This is a genomic window from Starkeya nomas (assembly GCF_902703545.1).
Taxonomy (GTDB): Bacteria; Pseudomonadota; Alphaproteobacteria; order Rhizobiales; family Xanthobacteraceae; genus Ancylobacter; species Ancylobacter moscoviensis.
In genome coordinates this window covers 2,127,983-2,144,913 of sequence record NZ_CACSAS010000001.1, presented here as the reverse complement: position 1 = coordinate 2,144,913, position 16,931 = coordinate 2,127,983, and the positions used below count along the sequence as shown (strand labels likewise).

17 protein-coding genes are annotated in these 16,931 nt (G+C 67.2%); 9 read left to right on the top strand and 8 right to left on the bottom strand.

The annotated features are described in order from the left end of the window. Positions 1-237 precede the first annotated feature (237 nt). Positions 238-669 (bottom strand): winged helix-turn-helix transcriptional regulator, encoded by a 432-nt coding sequence (locus STARVERO_RS10460; protein WP_159598811.1) that lies wholly within the window; start codon positions 667-669, stop codon positions 238-240. Between the two features lie 106 nt (positions 670-775). On the opposite strand from STARVERO_RS10460, the gene STARVERO_RS10455 reads away from it, so the two are divergent. Further along, positions 776-1,375, top strand: a complete 600-nt coding sequence (locus tag STARVERO_RS10455; protein ID WP_159598810.1) for an FMN-dependent NADH-azoreductase — start codon at positions 776-778, stop codon at positions 1,373-1,375. Between the two features lie 138 nt (positions 1,376-1,513). Here STARVERO_RS10455 and STARVERO_RS10450 read toward each other — a convergent pair whose 3' ends face one another. Both STARVERO_RS10450 and STARVERO_RS10445 read right to left on the bottom strand, forming a co-directional pair. Then, a complete protein-coding gene (locus tag STARVERO_RS10450; protein WP_244616728.1) occupies positions 1,514-2,239 on the bottom strand; it encodes a GntR family transcriptional regulator in 726 nt (241 codons plus the stop codon). Positions 2,240-2,307: 68 nt separating this feature from the next. Then, positions 2,308-3,513, bottom strand: coding sequence for a pyridoxal-phosphate-dependent aminotransferase family protein (locus tag STARVERO_RS10445; protein ID WP_144342201.1), 1,206 nt, complete (start codon positions 3,511-3,513; stop codon positions 2,308-2,310). Positions 3,514-3,702: 189 nt separating this feature from the next. On the opposite strand from STARVERO_RS10445, the gene STARVERO_RS10440 reads away from it, so the two are divergent. From STARVERO_RS10440 to STARVERO_RS10410, 7 genes are all read left to right on the top strand, one after another. Then, positions 3,703-6,678, top strand: coding sequence for an FAD-binding and (Fe-S)-binding domain-containing protein (locus STARVERO_RS10440; RefSeq protein ID WP_159598809.1), 2,976 nt, complete (start codon positions 3,703-3,705; stop codon positions 6,676-6,678). A gap of 143 nt (positions 6,679-6,821) precedes the next feature. Further along, positions 6,822-7,844 (top strand): Bug family tripartite tricarboxylate transporter substrate binding protein, encoded by a 1,023-nt coding sequence (locus STARVERO_RS10435; protein WP_159598808.1) that lies wholly within the window; start codon positions 6,822-6,824, stop codon positions 7,842-7,844. A gap of 153 nt (positions 7,845-7,997) precedes the next feature. Next, positions 7,998-8,510 carry a tripartite tricarboxylate transporter TctB family protein gene (locus tag STARVERO_RS10430; RefSeq protein WP_144342204.1) on the top strand — a complete coding sequence of 171 codons (513 nt, stop codon included), beginning with the start codon at positions 7,998-8,000 and terminating at the stop codon, positions 8,508-8,510. An 11-nt stretch (positions 8,511-8,521) separates the two neighbouring features. Next, positions 8,522-10,063 (top strand): tripartite tricarboxylate transporter permease, encoded by a 1,542-nt coding sequence (locus STARVERO_RS10425; RefSeq protein WP_144342205.1) that lies wholly within the window; start codon positions 8,522-8,524, stop codon positions 10,061-10,063. Beyond that, positions 10,060-10,494, top strand: a complete 435-nt coding sequence (locus STARVERO_RS10420) for a GlcG/HbpS family heme-binding protein (protein WP_159598807.1) — start codon at positions 10,060-10,062, stop codon at positions 10,492-10,494. The genes STARVERO_RS10425 and STARVERO_RS10420 overlap by 4 nt, the downstream gene beginning before the upstream one ends. 215 nt (positions 10,495-10,709) lie before the next feature. Further along, on the top strand, positions 10,710-11,150 hold the full coding sequence (locus STARVERO_RS10415) for a BA14K family protein (protein ID WP_144342207.1): 441 nt from the start codon (positions 10,710-10,712) through the stop codon (positions 11,148-11,150). 179 nt (positions 11,151-11,329) lie between these two features. After that, on the top strand, positions 11,330-13,144 hold the full coding sequence (locus STARVERO_RS10410) for an acyltransferase family protein (protein WP_159598806.1): 1,815 nt from the start codon (positions 11,330-11,332) through the stop codon (positions 13,142-13,144). Positions 13,145-13,153: 9 nt separating this feature from the next. Here STARVERO_RS10410 and STARVERO_RS10405 read toward each other — a convergent pair whose 3' ends face one another. Genes STARVERO_RS10405 through STARVERO_RS10395 form a run of 3 tightly spaced genes read right to left on the bottom strand, consistent with a single transcriptional unit; the run spans position 13,154 to position 14,511 of the window. Then, on the bottom strand, positions 13,154-13,363 hold the full coding sequence (locus STARVERO_RS10405) for a hypothetical protein (protein WP_159598805.1): 210 nt from the start codon (positions 13,361-13,363) through the stop codon (positions 13,154-13,156). A gap of 5 nt (positions 13,364-13,368) precedes the next feature. After that, positions 13,369-14,268: a dihydrodipicolinate synthase family protein gene (locus tag STARVERO_RS10400; protein WP_159598804.1), complete on the bottom strand. Its 900-nt coding sequence runs from the start codon at positions 14,266-14,268 to the stop codon at positions 13,369-13,371. Between the two features lie 12 nt (positions 14,269-14,280). Next, positions 14,281-14,511, bottom strand: coding sequence for a hypothetical protein (locus STARVERO_RS10395; RefSeq protein WP_244616726.1), 231 nt, complete (start codon positions 14,509-14,511; stop codon positions 14,281-14,283). Between the two features lie 356 nt (positions 14,512-14,867). Between STARVERO_RS10395 and STARVERO_RS10390 the strand changes: the two genes are divergently transcribed. After that, a complete protein-coding gene (locus STARVERO_RS10390) occupies positions 14,868-15,200 on the top strand; it encodes a hypothetical protein (protein ID WP_200837769.1) in 333 nt (110 codons plus the stop codon). Between the two features lie 122 nt (positions 15,201-15,322). Here STARVERO_RS10390 and STARVERO_RS10385 read toward each other — a convergent pair whose 3' ends face one another. Both STARVERO_RS10385 and STARVERO_RS10380 read right to left on the bottom strand, forming a co-directional pair. Continuing rightward, positions 15,323-16,567: a tyrosine-type recombinase/integrase gene (locus tag STARVERO_RS10385; protein WP_159598802.1), complete on the bottom strand. Its 1,245-nt coding sequence runs from the start codon at positions 16,565-16,567 to the stop codon at positions 15,323-15,325. Positions 16,568-16,569: 2 nt separating this feature from the next. Further along, positions 16,570-16,833 carry an Arc family DNA-binding protein gene (locus STARVERO_RS10380; protein WP_159598801.1) on the bottom strand — a complete coding sequence of 88 codons (264 nt, stop codon included), beginning with the start codon at positions 16,831-16,833 and terminating at the stop codon, positions 16,570-16,572. Positions 16,834-16,931 lie beyond the last annotated feature (98 nt).

Below are 16,931 nucleotides of genomic sequence, written 5' to 3'. Positions count from 1 at the left end.
TTCCTCCCCATGAGAATTATTTGAGCGGGCTTTGCCTCGCGGTTCTTGAGGGGAACGCTATCGCATCAATCATTTCACATCAATAATTATAGATGCGATTTTCGCTCGATGCCGGCCGAGGGACGGCGCGGGAGTGGCGGACAGGTCTCCGGTCGCCACGCGATGGAGTGGTCCGGTAATAGAATTCTCTTTTATGAATCAGTGGGATGGGAGAAGCGGGCGAGGGTGCGCCGCGCGTCACGCCCGGATATGGGGACGCGCGACATCCGGCGGGCTGTGGCCCGAATCCTTGCCCTCGGCGGCGCAGCGGCGGTCGAAATCCTCCTGCGCGGCGGCGATCGCGCCGAGATTGGCCTGCGCCCATTGGCCGAGCGCCATGACCGGCTCGCGCAGCGAATGGCCGAGCGGCGTCAGCTCGTAATCGACCCGCGGCGGGATGGTCGGGTAGACGGTGCGCGAGACCAGCCCGTCGCGCTCCAGACCGCGCAGGGTGAGGGTGAGCATGCGCTGCGAGATGCCGTCGATCATGCGCTTCATCTCGTTGAAGCGGCGCGGCCCGTTCGCCAGCAGCATGACGATCAGCACGCTCCATTTGTCGCCGATGCGGGCAAGCAGGCGGCTGACCTTGCGGCAGTCCTCGCTGTGGAAATGCGGATGTGCCTCAGTCACTTCGGTGTGCCTCGGTATGGAGCATGTGCGTTCTTGTGGAATGTAGGGATGGGCACGTAATTAGTCCAGGTCACAAAACGTAACCTAGGAAATCACAGGTCCCATCATGTCGAACGGCGCGCTCCTGCACATCGACTCCTCCATTCTCGGCGGCCATTCGGTGAGCCGTCAGGTCACCTCCGCCATCGTCTCGCGGCTCACCGCCGCCGATCCCTCGTTGAAGGTGGTCTATCGCGATCTGGCGGCTAATCCGCTGCCGCACGCGACGCCCGCCAGCATGCCGGCCGACCACCCGCTCTCGGGCGGGCAGGGCGACGCGGCGAGCCAGCAGGCGCTCGACGACTTCCTCGCCGCCGACATCGTGGTGATCGGCGCGCCGATGTATAATTTCTCGATCCCCACCCAGCTGCGCGCCTGGATCGACCGCATCCTCGTGCCCGGCAAGACCTTCGCCTACAACGCGGACGGCACGGTGGCGGGCCTCGCCGCCGGCAAGCGGGTGATCGTCGCGCTGGCGCGCGGCGGCCATTACGGGAACAACGCCGCGGCGGCGGCCGGTGAGCACGCCGAAACCTATCTGCGCTGGGTGTTCGGCTTCATCGGCATCACGCCAGAATTCATCGCCGCGGACGGCATCGCCGCCGGCCAGCGCGACGCGGCGCTGGAAGGGGCGCTGAAAAGCGCGGCGGCGCTGAAGGCGGCGTGAGGGCTGTCCTCACTCTCCGACGACCGTCATCCCCGGGCCTGGCCCGGGGATCCATGTCTTTGATCGCTCCCATCAAGATGTAGATGGCCGGGCCAAGCCCGGCCATGACGACCTTCCCATAGGAAATGTCGGAGCATCCTACTCCGCCGCGTGGCTGTCGAGCTGGTCGAGCGATTCGTGCACCATCGCCGCCTTGTGGCGCAGGTGCTCCTTGAGGATGGTGCCGAGCCGCACGCCGTCGCGCGCCTTCAGCGCGGCCATCATCTCCTCGTGGTCCTGCACCGCCTCGCGCCAGCGTTCGCTGGACTTCTGGGCGATGAAGCGCACCGCGTGGATGCGTACCATGAGGGTCTGGTAGAGCTGGCTGAGCGCGTGGTTGCCGGCGAGCTCGAAGAATTTCTCGTGGATCGCCCGGTTCAGCCGCAGATAGGCGGCGGGGTCGCCGGCCCGATAATACGCCAGCATCTCATCGTGCATGGCCTGCACGCTCGCGACGTCGGCATCGCTGGCGCGGGCGCAGGCGGCCTCGCCCGCCACCGCTTCCAGCGCGCCCATGATCGGGAAGAGCTCGTCGACCTCTTCGGGCGACACGCGCGCGACGCTGGCGCCGCGATTGGGCGAGAGAATCAGCAGCCCCTCATTGGCGAGCACCTTGAGCGCCTCGCGCAGCGGGGTGCGGGAGACGCCGAAGCGCTGGCACAGGGCCTGTTCGGAGATCTTGTCGCCGGCCTTGAGATCGCCGCGCATGAGCATGTCGCGCAGCTGCGCGGCCAGCTCGTCATGCAGGCTGCGGCGCGGAATGATGGCCGTGTCCGACATCGCCATGCGGCGGCTCTCCCAGATGCCGCGCTCCCGGCGCGGCATGACATTTCCCAACGTCCCTTAAATCGCTCCGGCCGGCGGATTTCGCAAGCCGGCCGGAGCGGAAGGGCTTACGCAGCGGCGCGCAGCGGGTTCGAGGCGCACTCGGCGAGGTAGTCCATCGCCGCCTGCGCGCCGCCCTTCTTGTGCGGGACGCCGGCGAGGGCGAGGCCCATCTCGACGCCCGACAGCGCGCCGAGGATGGTCAGGTCGTTGGTGTCGCCGAGGTGGCCGATGCGGAAGACGCGGCCCGACAGCTTGGTGAGGCCGGTGCCGAGCGACATGTCGAAATGGTCGAGCGTCTTCTCACGGAAGGCGTCGGCGTCATGCCCCTCGGGCATCAGCACGGCGGTCAGCGAGGACGAGTAGTACTTCGGATCGCGGCACAGAACCTCCAGGCCCCAGGCGCGCACCGCGCGGCGGGTCGCCTCGGCGTGGCGGTCGTGGCGGGCGAAGACGTTGTCCAGCCCTTCCTCGTGCAGCATGTCGATGGCCTCGGCGAGGCCGTAGAGCAGGTTGGTGCCGGGCGTGTAGGGGAAGTAGCCCTTCTCGTTGTGGGGGATCATCTCCTCCCACGACCAGAACAGCTTGGGCATGGTCGACTTCTTCGCCGCGGCGAGCGCCTTGGGCGAGAGGGCGTTGAAGGACAGGCCCGGCGGCAGCATCAGGCCCTTCTGCGAGCCGGAGACGGTGACGTCCACGCCCCATTCGTCGTGGCGATAGTCGATCGAGGCCAGCGAGGAGATGGTGTCGACGAGGAGCAGCGCGGGGTGGCCGGCATTGTCGATGGCCTTGCGGACCTCGGCGATGCGCGAGATGCAGCCGGTCGAGGTCTCGTTATGGACGACGCAGACCGCCTTGAACTCGTGGTTCTTGTCCTCGCGCAGCCGCGCCTCGATGGCGTCGGCGTCGGCGCCGATGCGCCAGTCCGAGGCGATGAACTCCGGGTGCAGGCCGAGCTTGATCGCCATGTTCTTCCACAGCGTGGCGAAATGGCCGGTCTCGAACATCAGCACCTTGTCGCCGGGCGAGAGCACGTTGGCGAGCGCGGCCTCCCAGGCGCCGGTGCCGGAGGCGGGGTAGATGATGACCGGATTGGCGGTCTTGAAGACGCTCTTCATGCCTTCCAGCACGCGCTTGCCGAGCTTCTGGAACTCGGGACCGCGGTGGTCGATGGTCGGCATGTCCATCGCCCGCAGAATGCGGTCGGGCACCGGGGTCGGGCCGGGAATCTGCAGGAAATGACGACCCGCGACCCGGGCGGCATTGCTGGACATCGGTGTTCTCTCCCTTGGCGGCACGGCGATCAGACGCGCCGGTTTGTGCACATAAGGCCGGGGATGCCATTCCCCGCGCCCTTGATCTTGCATAAATGAATTATGAATGCAAAATGCGATCAAGTCCACGGGGCGTTCACGGGATTTGTGAGACGGACGCACTGAGGGACGTGAGGGAGTGAAAGCATCATGGCGGCACGACTGGCGCCCGGACTCGAGCGGCGCCTGAAGGCGGAAGTTTCGGGAGATGTGTGGTTCGACCGCTTCAATCGCGGGCGCTACGCCACCGACGCCTCGTTCTATCAGATCATGCCGCTAGGCGTTGTCGTGCCGCGCACCACGGAAGAGGCGGAGCGGGCGATCGCGCTGGCGCGCGCCGAGGGCATTCCCGTCACGCCGCGCGGCGGCGGCACCTCGCAATGCGGCCAGACCATCAACGAGTCGCTCGTCATCGACGGCTCCAGGCACCTCAACCGCATCCTCGAACTCGACGTCGAGGGCCGGCGCTGCGTGGTCGAGCCGGGCATCGTGCTCGACGACCTCAACCGCCAGCTCAGGAAGCACGGCCTGTGGTTCCCGGTCGACGTCTCCACCGCCAGCCGCGCGACCATCGGCGGGATGACCGGTAATAACAGCTGCGGCGGGCGTTCGCTGCGCTACGGCACGATGCGCGACAACGTCATCTCCATCGACGCGATGCTCGCGGACGGCGCGAAGGCGCATTTCGGGCAGGTGGACCACAATCTCGCGGACCTGCCGGCGGACATGCCGCTGGCGCCGCTGGTGCGCGATCTGCTCGACCTCGGCGCGCGCGAGGCGGGCGAGATCGCCGACTGCTTCCCCCGCGTGCAGCGCCGCGTCGGCGGCTACAATCTCGACGCGCTGGTGCCGAACGAGCGCGGCTACAACCTCGCGCACATTCTCGTGGGCTCTGAGGGCACGCTTGCCTATTCGACCCGCGTCGAGCTGAAGCTCTGGCCGCTGATCGGCAGACGTGTGATCGGCGCCTGCCATTTCGGCAGCTTCTACGCGGCGATGGACGCCGCTCAGCACCTCGTGAAGCTCAAGCCCATCGCGGTCGAGCTGGTCGATGCGACGCTGCTCGCGCTGGCGAGCGAGATCCCGATGTTCCAGGCGACGCTGAAGCAGTTCGTGCGCGGCACGCCGGACGCCATCTTGCTGGTGGAGTTCGCCGAGGACGAGGCCGAGAATGCGCGCCGGCTGAAGCTGCTGGAAGACACGATGGGCGATCTCGGCTTCGGCTGGGACCGCGCCGGGGCCAAATGGGGCGGTGTCGTGCCGGTGCACGAGGCGGGGTTGCAGGCGGCCATCGCCGATGTACGCACCTCCGGCCTCAACATCATGATGTCGATGAAGCAGGCGGGCAAACCTGTCTCCTTCGTCGAGGATTGCGCCGTGCCGCTGCCGCACCTCGCCGACTACACGGCGCGTCTCACCGAGGTGTTCGAGAAGAACGGCACCAAGGGCACCTGGTACGCCCACGCCTCGGAAGGGTGCCTGCATGTGCGCCCGGTGCTGAACCTGCGCCTGGAGAAGGACGTGAAGGCGATGCGCAACATCGCCGAGGAAGCCTTCGCCATGGTGCGCGAGTACAAGGGCTCGCATTCGGGCGAGCACGGCGACGGCATCGTGCGCTCCGAGTTCCACGAGACGATGTTCGGCACGCGCCTCGTGCGCGCCTTCGAGGAGGTGAAGGACCGCTTCGACCCGAAGGGGCTCTACAACCCGGGCAAGATCGTGCGGGCGCCGAAATTCGACGACCGCGGCCTGTTCCGCTACGCCCCCGACTACAAGGTGGAGCCGATCAAGGCGGCGCTCGACTGGACGGGCTATTCCGGCGAGGGCGGCGGCCTGCAGGGCGCCATCGAGATGTGCAACAACAACGGCGCCTGCCGGAAGGCTGTCGCCGGGGTGATGTGCCCGAGCTACCGGGTGACCCGCAACGAGCGCGACGTGACGCGCGGGCGCGCCAACACGCTGCGCCTCGCTATTTCCGGCCGCCTCGGCCCCGATGCGCTCGCCTCCGACGAGATGATGGAGACGCTGAAGCTGTGCGTCTCCTGCAAGGGCTGCCGGCGCGAATGCCCGACCGGCGTCGACATGGCCAAGATGAAGATCGAGGCGCTGGCGGCGCGGGCGAAGGCCAAGGGCATCACCCTGCACCAGAAGCTGGTCGCCTATCTGCCGCGCTATGCGGGGCTGGCCTCCCGCGTGCCGTGGCTGTTGAACCTGCGCGACGTGCTGCCGGGGGCGGCGAAGCTCTCGGAGGTGGTCGCCCAGTTCAGCGCCCGCCGAACCCTGCCGCGCTGGCGCGCCGATGCCTTCCGCGAGGACCAGACCGAATTCGGGCCGGCGGACGGGCACGAGGTCGTGCTGTTCGCCGACACCTTCAACCGCTGGTTCGAGAAGGAGAACATCCTCGCCGCACTGGAGGTGCTGACCGCCGCCGGCTACCGGGTGCACATGCCGCGCCCGGCGGACGGCGCCAAGCGCGCGCTGTGCTGCGGGCGCACCTTCCTTTCCGCCGGCCTCGTCGACGAGGCGAAGGCGGAGGCGCGGCGGGTGGTCGAGACTTATGCGCCCTTCATCGCCCGCGGCGTGCCGGTGGTCGGGCTGGAGCCGAGCTGCCTGCTCGCCTTCCGCGACGAACTGCCCTCCATGCTGCCGGGCGAGGCGACGCAGCACCTTTCCGCCCATGCGCTGCTGATCGAGGAATTCATCGCCCGCGAGATCGATGCCGGCCGCTTCGACCTGCCGCTGGCGCCGGTGGCCGAGAAGGCGCTGCTGCATGGGCACTGCCACCAGAAGTCCTTCGGCGCCATGGGCGCGGTGGAGAAGGCGCTGCGGCTGGTGCCGGGGCTCCATGTCGAGGTGGTGGAATCGAGCTGCTGCGGCATGGCCGGGGCGTTCGGCTATCACGCCGAGACCATCGACACCTCGCTCGCCATGGCCGAGCTCTCGCTGCTGCCGGCCGTGCGCGAGGCGGAGCCCGGCACGCTGGTGGTCGCGGACGGCACGTCCTGCCGCCACCAGATCCATGACGGGGCGGAGCGCGACGCGATCCACGTCGTCGAGGTGCTGGCGCGCAGCGTCGCGGCGGCACGCTCCGGCGGCACGACACGTCAGTTGGAGGCGGCGGAATAGCGGCGAAAAGTCCGCTTGATTTAAACAGTTCCGTTTTGCATTATGAATGCATAACGCAAAAATGCGTAAGACTAAGAACACAGCAGGAAACGCTTTGGACGCCCGGAACCAATCGGGCGCCGTTCACAAGAGAGGAATGACGCATGTTCGAGAGCCTCGTCTCTAAACGGGCAGCCGTGCTCGCGGTCTGCCTTTCCGGGCTCGCCCTGTCGCCCGCCATTTCGCCCGCGTTCGCGGCCTGGCAGCCGACCAAGCCCATCGAGATCATCGTGCCCGCCGGCGCCGGCGGCGCCTCCGACCAGATGGCCCGCATGATGCAGGCCGCGATCCAGAACAATAAGCTCTCGCCCACCCCGGTCGTGGTGACGCTCAAGGGCGGTGCCAATGGCGGCGAGGGGCTGATGGACATGCTGGCGAGCGCCGGCGACCCCTACAAGATGGTCATCTCCAACTCGGCCATCTACACGCTGCCGCTGGCCAACAAGCTGCCCTTCGACTGGCGCAAGCTCACGCCGATCAGCATCCTCGCCTTCGACAATTTCGTGCTGTGGGTGAACGCCAACGCCCCCTATGCGAACGCGCAGGAATTCCTCGCGGCGGTGAAGAAGGAGCCGGCCGGCTCGTTCAAGCTCGGCGGCACCGGCTCCAAGCGCGAGGACCACATCCTGGCCGCCGCGGTCGAGCGGATCGCCGGGGTGAAGTTCAGCTACATCCCCTACAAGTCGGGCGGCGAGGCGGCGACCCAGCTGGTCGGCGACCACATCAAGGCCAACGTCAACAACCCGTCCGAGAACATCGCCGTCTGGCGTGCCGGGCAGGTGAAGGCGCTGTGCGTCTTCGACAACGAGCCGATGAACTATGAGGCCAAGGTCACCGCCGATCTGTCCTGGAAGGATATCCCGACCTGCAAGTCGCAGGGCGTCGACTTCCAGTGGATCATGCTGCGCGGCGTGTTCCTGCCGTCCGGCGTGACGCCGGACCAGGTGGCATTCTATCAGGAGCTGCTCGGCAAGCTCGTCGAGACGACCGAGTTCAAGGAATATCTCGAGAAGCAGGCGCTGAAGCCCTCCGACCTGAAGGGCGAGGAGATGGTCAAGTTCCTCGAGAAGGACGAGGCCCTCTACAAGGACCTCATGACCCAGTCCGGCTTCGTCGCCACCAACTGATGAGCCTGCGTGCCGGCGCACCCTTTGCGGGCGCCGGCATCGCTTTCGTCTGCTGCCGTGCCGGCCCGACGGGCTTCGCAATGAGAGGCGCGCACATGCGCGGCGCCGCGACCCCGCCGCCTCCCGGCCGGCCCCTTCTTCTGGAGAATACCGATGTCCGATGACCCGAACGCGGAAGTCGATCCCGCTCTGGTGTCGACGCGCAGCGTCGAAGTCGTGGTGATGGCGCTTCTTCTGTGCGTCGCCGTCTTCCTTGGCTGGGACAACTGGCGGATCGGGGCCGGCTGGGCGCCGGACGGGCCGCAGGCGGGCTACTTCCCGTTCTACCTCTCGGTGCTGCTGGGCGGGGCGAGCCTCGTCGGCATTGCTTCCGCGCTGCGCAGCGAGGAACTGCGGGACGAGATCTTCGTCGGACGTTCGGCCTTCGGGCGCGTGCTGCGCGTGTTCATTCCGACGATCCTCTTCGTCCTCCTGGTACAGCTCCTCGGTCTTTACGTCGCGAGCTTCGTCTTCGTCTCGGCATTCATGATCTTCATCGGCAAGCTGTCGGTCTGGAAGTCGATCCTGACCGGCCTGATCTTCTCCGGTCTCATGTTCTACATCTTCGACATGCAGTTCAACGTGCTGCTGCCCAAGGGTCCGCTCGAAGCGGCGTTCGGTTTCTAGAGGAGGGCCCCATGGAAGCACTCGACTCCCTGTTTCACGGCTTCGGCGTCCTCCTGACCGCCCACAACATGATGCTGATGCTGGTCGGCATCTGCCTCGGCATCTTGGTGGGCGTGCTGCCCGGCCTTGGCGGACCGAACGGCGTGGCGATCCTGTTGCCCCTGACCTTCACCATGGACCCGACCTCGGCCATCGTGCTGCTGTCCTGCATCTACTGGGGGGCACTGTTCGGCGGCGCCATCACCTCGATCCTGTTCAACATACCGGGTGAGGCATGGTCGGTAGCGACTACCTTCGACGGCTATCCCATGGCGCAGAAGGGCGAGGCGGCCGAGGCGCTCACCGCCGCCTTCACCGCCTCCTTCGTCGGCTCGATCGTCGCGGTGATGCTGATCACCTTCCTCGCGCCATGGATCGCCAGCTTCGCGCTGCGCTTCGGCCCGCCGGAATTCTTCGCGGTCTATCTGCTGACCTTCTGTTCCTTCGTCGGCCTCGGCAAGGAAGCGCGCCACAAGATCATCATCTCGCTCACCATCGGCTTCCTGCTGGCGGCGGTCGGCATGGACACGGTGTCGGGCGAGCTGCGCATGACCTTCGGCTCGATCGAGATGCTGCGCGGCTTCGACTTCCTCGTCGCGGTGATCGGCCTGTTCGGCATCTCCGAGATCCTGCTCGCCATGGAGGAGCATCTCGCCTTCAAGGGGCAGGAGGCGAAGATCCGCCTCTCGGTGGTGTGGCGCACCTGGCTCACCCTGCCGCGCTACTGGATGACCCTGCTACGCTCCTCCGCCATCGGCTGCTGGCTCGGAGTAACGCCGGGCGGGGCGATCGCGGCCTCCTTCATGGGCTACAACCTCGCCAAGCGCTTCTCCCGCGACGGCGCCCAGTTCGGCAAGGGCAAGATTGAGGGCGTGCTGGCGCCGGAGACCGCGGCGCACGCGGCGGGCACCTCGGCGCTGCTGCCGATGCTGGCGCTGGGCATTCCCGGCTCGGGCACGGCGGCGGTGCTGCTCGGCGGCCTGATGGTGTGGGGCCTGCAGCCCGGCCCGCTGCTCTTCGTCGAGCAGAAGGACTTCGTGTGGGGCCTGATCGCCTCCATGTATCTCGGCAACATCGCGGGCCTCATCATCGTGCTCGCCACCGTGCCGCTCTTCGCCTCGGTGCTGCGCGTGCCCTTCGCCACCATCGCGCCGATGATCATCGTCTCCTGCGCGGTCGGCGCCTTCGCGGTGCAGAACGCGATGTTCGACATCTGGCTGATGCTGGGCTTCGGCATCGTCGGCTACGTGTTCAAGAAGATCGGCATCCCGCTCGCGCCGATGACGCTGGCGCTGGTGCTCGGTGACAAGGCCGAAGACGCCTTCCGCCAGTCGATGATCGGCCTCGACGGCGGCATCGGCATCTTCTGGTCGAACAAGCTGGTGGGCACGATCACCACGCTGGCCTTGATCATGTTGTTCTGGCCGCTTATCGGGAGGGCGATCGACATGATCCGCGGCTCCGGGCACGCCTCGCCCGCGAGCGCGGCCAGCAGCGAGAGCAGCCGCCCATGACCCTGAGCCTGAAAGCCGCCCAGACCATCCTCTCCACCGCCCTCGACCATTGCCGGCAGGGCAACTTCAAGCCGATGGCGATCGTCGTGCTCGACGCGCGCGGCGCCGTGAAGGTGTCGGCCGCCGAGGACGGCACCAGCCTGAAGCGCTTCGAGGTCGCCCACGGCAAGGCCTATGGCGCGCTGTCGCTCGGCATGGGCTCGCGCTCCATCTTCAAGCGGGCGAAGGAGCAGGCCTTCTTCGTCGCGGCGGTGAGCCACGTCGCCGGCGGCGCGCTGGTGCCGGTGCCGGGCGGCGTGCTGATCCGCGAGGCGGGCGGCGAGGTGATCGGCGCCGTCGGCATCTCCGGCGACACGTCGGAGAACGACGAGGCGGCGGCGACCGCCGGCATCGTGGCTGCCGGGTTCGCCGCCGATCCGGGCACCGACTGACGCCTCATTCTTCTTTCGTGAGGAACGCCGGGGCGCGCCATGGGAACGTGGCGCGCCCTTGCGCGTTAGGTCGTCGGATACCGCATGATGCGGGTGCTTGCTGGCGCGGAAGAAACCGTCGATCCGCCGTTTTCCCGACCGATTTCATTCAGCAAGCATTCATCGACACTTCGCTACCACTTCGGTAACGGAATGTATTACGGAGGAATGCCGCGATGAAGAAGTTGACGCTTGCTCTCGCTGCCGCTGCGACCCTGGTGACGTCCAGCGTTGTTCCCGCCATGTCTGCGCCATGGAAGCCGTCTGGCCTGAGTGCTCCCGGTTCCAATGTGGAGCAGGTGCGCTATCGTCGCGGCTATTATTACAATGGCGGCCGCCACTATTATAATGGCCATCGCGGTTACAACTATTACCGCCCGGGCTATCGCAACTATAATGGCTGGTGGTATCCCGCCGCTGCCTTCGCGGCCGGTGCGCTGATCGGTGGCGCCATCGCCGCCCAGCCGGCGCCGGCCTATCCGGCCCCGTCCTATGGGGCGGGCGGCGTCAACGCGCATGTTCAGTGGTGCGCCAACCGCTATCGCTCCTATCGGGTCTCGGACAACACGTTCCAGCCCTATGGCGCCCCGCGCCAGCAGTGCGTCTCGCCCTACTGAGCCGGAACGCATTGGAAGATACGAAAGCCCGGCTCCGGCCGGGCTTTCTGCTTTTGGGTGCCGGCTGCCGCATAGACGACGAGGGTGGACGGCAAGGTTGAACCAGCCGCCATCCGCGCATTACAAGTCCCCGACGCGGCGGGTTCTCCCGCCGCGATCCCGGGGCCGGAACGAGCGCAATGGCGTTGTCCTACAGGGCGGATATCGACGGGCTGCGGGCGATCGCGGTCCTCGCCGTGCTGTTCTTCCATGCCGGCGTCGCGGCCGTACCGGGCGGCTATGTCGGCGTCGACGTCTTCTTCGTCATCAGCGGCTATCTGATCACCGCGATCCTGCGCCGCGAGGCGGAGAGCGGCGCGTGGTCGATCGCCCGCTTCTACGAGCGTCGCATCCGCCGCATCCTGCCGGCGCTGATCGTGATGAGCGCGGTCACGGTGCTGCTGGCCGGCGTCTTCCTGCTGCCGACCATGAACCGCGACGTGCCGAAGCAGGCGATGGCGGCGCTGGGCTTCGTCGCCAACATCTATTTCTGGCTCACCTCGGATTATTTCGCGGCGGCGGCGGAGACCAAGCCGTTCCTGCACACCTGGTCGCTCGGGGTGGAGGAGCAGTTCTACCTGTTCATGCCGCTGGTCATGCTGGCCGTGGCCGGATGGGGGCGGCGCCGCCAGATCGTCGTGCTGTCGGCGCTGGCCGCACTGTCGCTCGGCCTGTGCGTCGCGCTCACGCCGCGCCACCCGGAGGCGAGCTTCTATCTCCTGCCGATGCGGGCCTGGGAACTACTGGCCGGGGGGCTTCTCGGCTATCTGCCGTCCGGCGGGCGGCCGCGCTGGCTCGACGAGATGCTGGCGAGCGCCGGGCTGCTGATGCTGGCCGGCGCGATCTTCCTCTTCGACGACACGACGCCTTTCCCCGGCTATGCGGCCATCCTGCCGGTGCTCGGCGCGGCGCTGCTGATCCTCGCCGCGCCGGGAACGTGGGTGGGGCGCTTCCTGTCGGCGCGGGCGATGGTCGGGATCGGGCTCATCTCCTACTCGCTCTATCTCTGGCACTGGCCGATCACCGTCTTCGCCCGCAGCGGGGCGGTGGACCTCGGGCGGGCCGAGCCGGCGATCATCCTCGGCGTCTCCCTGCTGCTCGGCTATCTCTCGTGGCGCTTTGTCGAACAGCCCTTCCGCGACCGCACGGCCATGCCGACGCGCCGGCTGCTCGCCGCCACGGCGGCGGGCGTCGTGGCGGTGCTGACGGCCGGGGGCGTGCTACGGGCGGCGCGGGGCAATCTCGGCGGCCTCGACGCGCAGCAGATCACTTTCGACCGGGCGCGCTACGACATCAGCCCGCTGCGGCTGGACTGCCATATCGCCTCCGGCATCGGCCGTCCCGGCGGTTACTGCACGCGCGGCGACGGGACGAAGGGGGAGGTGACGGTGTGGGCGGACAGCCACGGGATCGAGCTGTCCTCGGCGCTGGCCGATTTCGGCTACCGCGTCACCATGATCACCTATTCGGCCTGCCCGCCGGCGCTCGGCTACGCGCCCGCGCCGCGCCCGGACTGCCGGGCGCACAATGACCAGGTGCTGGCGGAGCTGTCGGCCGGGAACGGCGGGCCGGTGGTTCTGGCCGCCCACTATCGCGTCCTGCCGCCGGAAGCGCTTGCCGGCATCGTCGCCACGGCCAACGCGCTGGCGGAGCGGGGACGCGAGGTCGTGCTGATGGGGCCGATGCCGAGCCCCGGCTACGATGTGCCGACCCATCTCGCCTTCGGGCGGGGGGCGCGCTTCCGGGCGGCGGATGACGGGTTCGAGGCGCTGCTCGCCGGGCTCGATCCGCGCGTGCGGGTGCTGCGCCCGGCCGACGTGTTCTGCCAGGACGGCGAGTGCTCGATGCTGGCGGAGGGCAAGCCGCTGCTGTTCGACGACAATCATCCGAGCCTGACGGCGGCGCGTCTGCTCGCCGCCCGGCTGCCGGACGCGGCCGTGGCCGAGCGGCAATAGGACCCTGACTCAGCGCGCTGTCGTGGGCACCAGCGTATCGACCGGCGCTGCCGCGGGCGCGTCGGCGCTGTCCGGCCGGCTCAGATGGCTGAGCACCATGCTGAGCGCGAAGAGCACGCTCATCATCACCGCCATGCGGGTCATCAGTGCGTGGGTGCTCGCATAGCGGGTCGGGCGATGGCGGCGGTGGCGCAGGGGATGCTGTTCGTTCGGATACATGATGTTCACACCGGATGAAGCGCGCGCTCATGCGTGCCGGCAAGGGCGGCGAGCGCGACGCGGATGGCGGAGGCGGCGGCCGGCGTTGCCGCCGTGAGCGGCAGACGCGGCGCGGGGCTGAAGGTCGGCGTCAGCAGCGAGATGGCGTATTTGGCGCCGACCGGCTCCGGCTCGAGGTCCAGCGCGTGCTGAAGCGTATCGAGCGCCGCCGCCAGCGCGGCGACGTCCTTGCCGCGCCCGGCGAGCCGGTGTTCCCACAGCCTCACGCACAGGTGCGGGGCGATGTTGGCGGCGAGCGACATGCAGGCGCGCGGCGGCCGGAGGCCGGGCAGGAAGGCGGCAAGGCTACCGGGCGCGATGCGCCAGAGCCGCTCGGCGCAGACTTCCGCGACCGCCCGCTGCCGGCAGAGATCGTCGCTCTCGTCGAGCAGCGCGAAGATGCTGGGAAGCTGGCCGAGCCGGTCGAGGGTCTCGGGCGCCAGCGTCACCTGCGTGCGCTGGGGCGTATTGTGCAGGATGAGCGGCAGGTCGACGGCTTCCGCGACCGCCTTGAAATGCCGGTACATGCCTTCCTGCGAGGGCTTGTTGTAGTAGGGCGTCACCAGCAGCGCCGCCGAGGCCCCGGCGTCGCGCGCCGCGCGGGTGGCGAGGATGGTCGCCTCGGTGGCGTTGGTGCCGGTGGCGGCGATGACCGGCACGCGCCGGCCCGTCGCCTCGACGGCGACGCGGATCAGCCGCTCCTTCTCGCGCGGCGTCAGGGTGAGGCCCTCACCGGCGATGGCGCCGGTGACGAAGCCGCTCACGCCGGCGGCGAGCAGCGTCTCGACGTGGTGGGCGAAGGCGTCCTCGTCGATCATGCCGGCGAGGAAGGGAGTGACCAGAGGAATAAGGGTGCCGCTGAGCATGGGCGGCCTCCATCACAGGGCAAGCGACAGCGGGCGGCGGGCGAGGCGCACCGCGCGGCGGCGTCCGCCGCATTCGGATGTGGCGTAGTGCAGGGCGGCTTCCCTGGAACGGAAAAAGCCACCGCCGCGTCCGTGGAGTTCGATGGCGACCCACCGACCGAGGGCATCCCTGCCGACGGCGAAACGCAGGCGGTTGGCGATCGGGTTGAGACGATCGGCGACCATGCATTTGAGAGTGCTCATGTTTCCATGCCGGGTACGCGGCGCGGGATGTGCGCCGCATCCCGAAAGCTAGGCAGGGCCGGCTCAAGGAGCGATGGGAAGATGCGGCGCCTTACATAAAGACGGCATAAGCCCCGCCGCTCTTTTCCCGCGCCTTATGCCGGCGGCGGTAAAACCGCATCGACGCCTTATGCGCCCGTGCCGCACGGGTGGGCTCCCGCAAGCAGGGGAGGCGCCGATGATGAGCCTGATGAGCGTATGGCGGATGCTGTTGCGCGTGTTCGAGCCCGGACGGAGTGAGGTCGGGGAGCATGTTCCGGTCCGACGCCGGCGAGTGCCGTAGCGTCCGGCGCGCGGCTGGAGTACCTCTACGGGCCATGGTCCGCGCCTATACCGTCGCCCTGCTCACCATTCTCGGCTTCGCGCTGTTTCCGGTGCTGTCGGTGCTGATCGTCTCCCTCGTCGCTGGCGCGGCGGGGTGCTCGGTCAATGAGGGGAGCGTTACCCCGTGCGTGATCGCCGGCGTCGATATGGGTGGGCTGCTCTACACGATGGGCGTTCTCGGGTGGCTGATGGTCGCCACCATCCCCGTCGGCGCGATGCTGCTGGCCGGCTGGCTCGCCCTGCTGCTCGGGCATCTCGCCTGGCGGCACTTCCGGCAAAAGGCCAAGCCGATTGACACACCGGAGCGCACCGATCGGCAGGCGTGAAATGTTCTGGTTATCTCAAGGAGTTAAGTGGTAGCGGGAGAGGGACTTGAACCCCCGACCCCAGGATTATGATGCCTGAGTGGATCACTGAGATATAAAGATTTTTTCGTCTCGTGTCGCGTCTATGTCGCGTTCGATCCGAGCAGTGCACTCTCGGCAGCGGCCAATTCGTCGGCGTCATCCACCCTCGGAAAGAGATGGCCATAGACGTCCGCCGTCATCGTGATCGAGGCGTGCCCCATCCGTTCCTGAACGACCTTGAGGGGCAAGCCGAGCCCTCCGTCGCGCGGTCGGTTGATCAGCCAGGACGCGTGGAAGTGCCGGAGGGCGTGAAGCCCGCCGTACTTCGCGACCTTGATCGGCTGACCATTCTTGTCGGTTTCGCCGGTAGGAACCGACACGCCAGCCTTGACCAGTGCCGGCTCGAGGCCGCGCCGAAGGATGTTCTTGTGGTTCTCGACATTCCCGGCGCCATTGGGAAACACAAGGTGGGGCTCCGTCACGGGCTCGCCCGCGTCGCCCTTGCCGGTCTGGCGGCGCGGGCATGCAAGCCGCCACTCCTTCAGCGTATTGACCACGATCGGCGGGAGCGGAATGTCGCGCTCGCCGGCTTCGGACTTCGGCGCTCCAATCTGCCCGAACTCATCCGCGCGCTGCCGCACTCGGATTTGGCGCTTCTCAAGGTCCACATCCTGCCATCGCAGGCCGCGAAGTTCCGAGGCACGCATGCCGGTGAAGACGGCTGTGATCAGCAAAGGGCGCCACCGGCCCGCAACGACATTGAGCAGGGCCCGCACCTCAGCCGGCGTAGGGATGTCCTCACCGACCACTAGCTTGCGTTTCTGGCGCGCCTCTATGCGGTGCTTGCTGCCGCCCCGCTTGGCTCGCATGTCGCGAACGGGGTTCTTGGTGGCGAGGCCGCGCTCCTGAGCGTCGGCGATGATGGATCCAAGGCTGACGACGACCTTCTTGATCATCGCGGCGGAGGTGCCCTGCTCGCGTAGGTCGTCCTCGAACTTGCGAATGACGGGCACCGAGAGCTTGCTGACCAGCGTCCTGCCCAACAGCGGCACGACGTACTTCGTCAGGTGGTTCTTTCGCTGCGCGATCGTCGAACGCTCGAGGCCCTCCGCCTCGCCCGTGGCGATCCAGAATGCGCCGGCCTTCTCCACCGTGATGCTGGCGGAATCTGCCACATGGGTGCCGGCGCGCACCTCGACGCTTGCCGTAGCGGCGAAGGCGTCCGCCTCCTTCTTCTTGGCGAAGGTCTTCAGCCGACGGGTCCCCTTGGTATCGAGGTAATCGACAACCCAGGCGGTCTTTTCCTCGCCCTTCGCGGTAGTCCAATTGCGCTTGCGAACTGACATTTTCAGTCTCGCTCATATCTGCCTGGACGAAGCATTTCGTCGTGATCTCCAACGAGACGTTCAAGTTTCTCCAAGCGCTGCTCAAGTTCTCCCGCGTATTCATAAATATTCACATACTCATCTTCTTCGGAGATGGTTCTCTCCAGGCGAGTTACAATTTCTGCATTGAGTGATCGGCCGCTCGCCTTGCCCTTCTCGATCAACCGGTCCCGCACCCCGATCGGCAATCTGAGGGTGAGCCTCACTTCATCTGCGTCGTCATTCACCGGTCGGTCCCCTTCCAAAGCATCTGCACCATAACGGCACCATATTGACACCGTCACCGCCGCGGCACTATCGTGGTGTCGTTATGGTTACTGGAAGG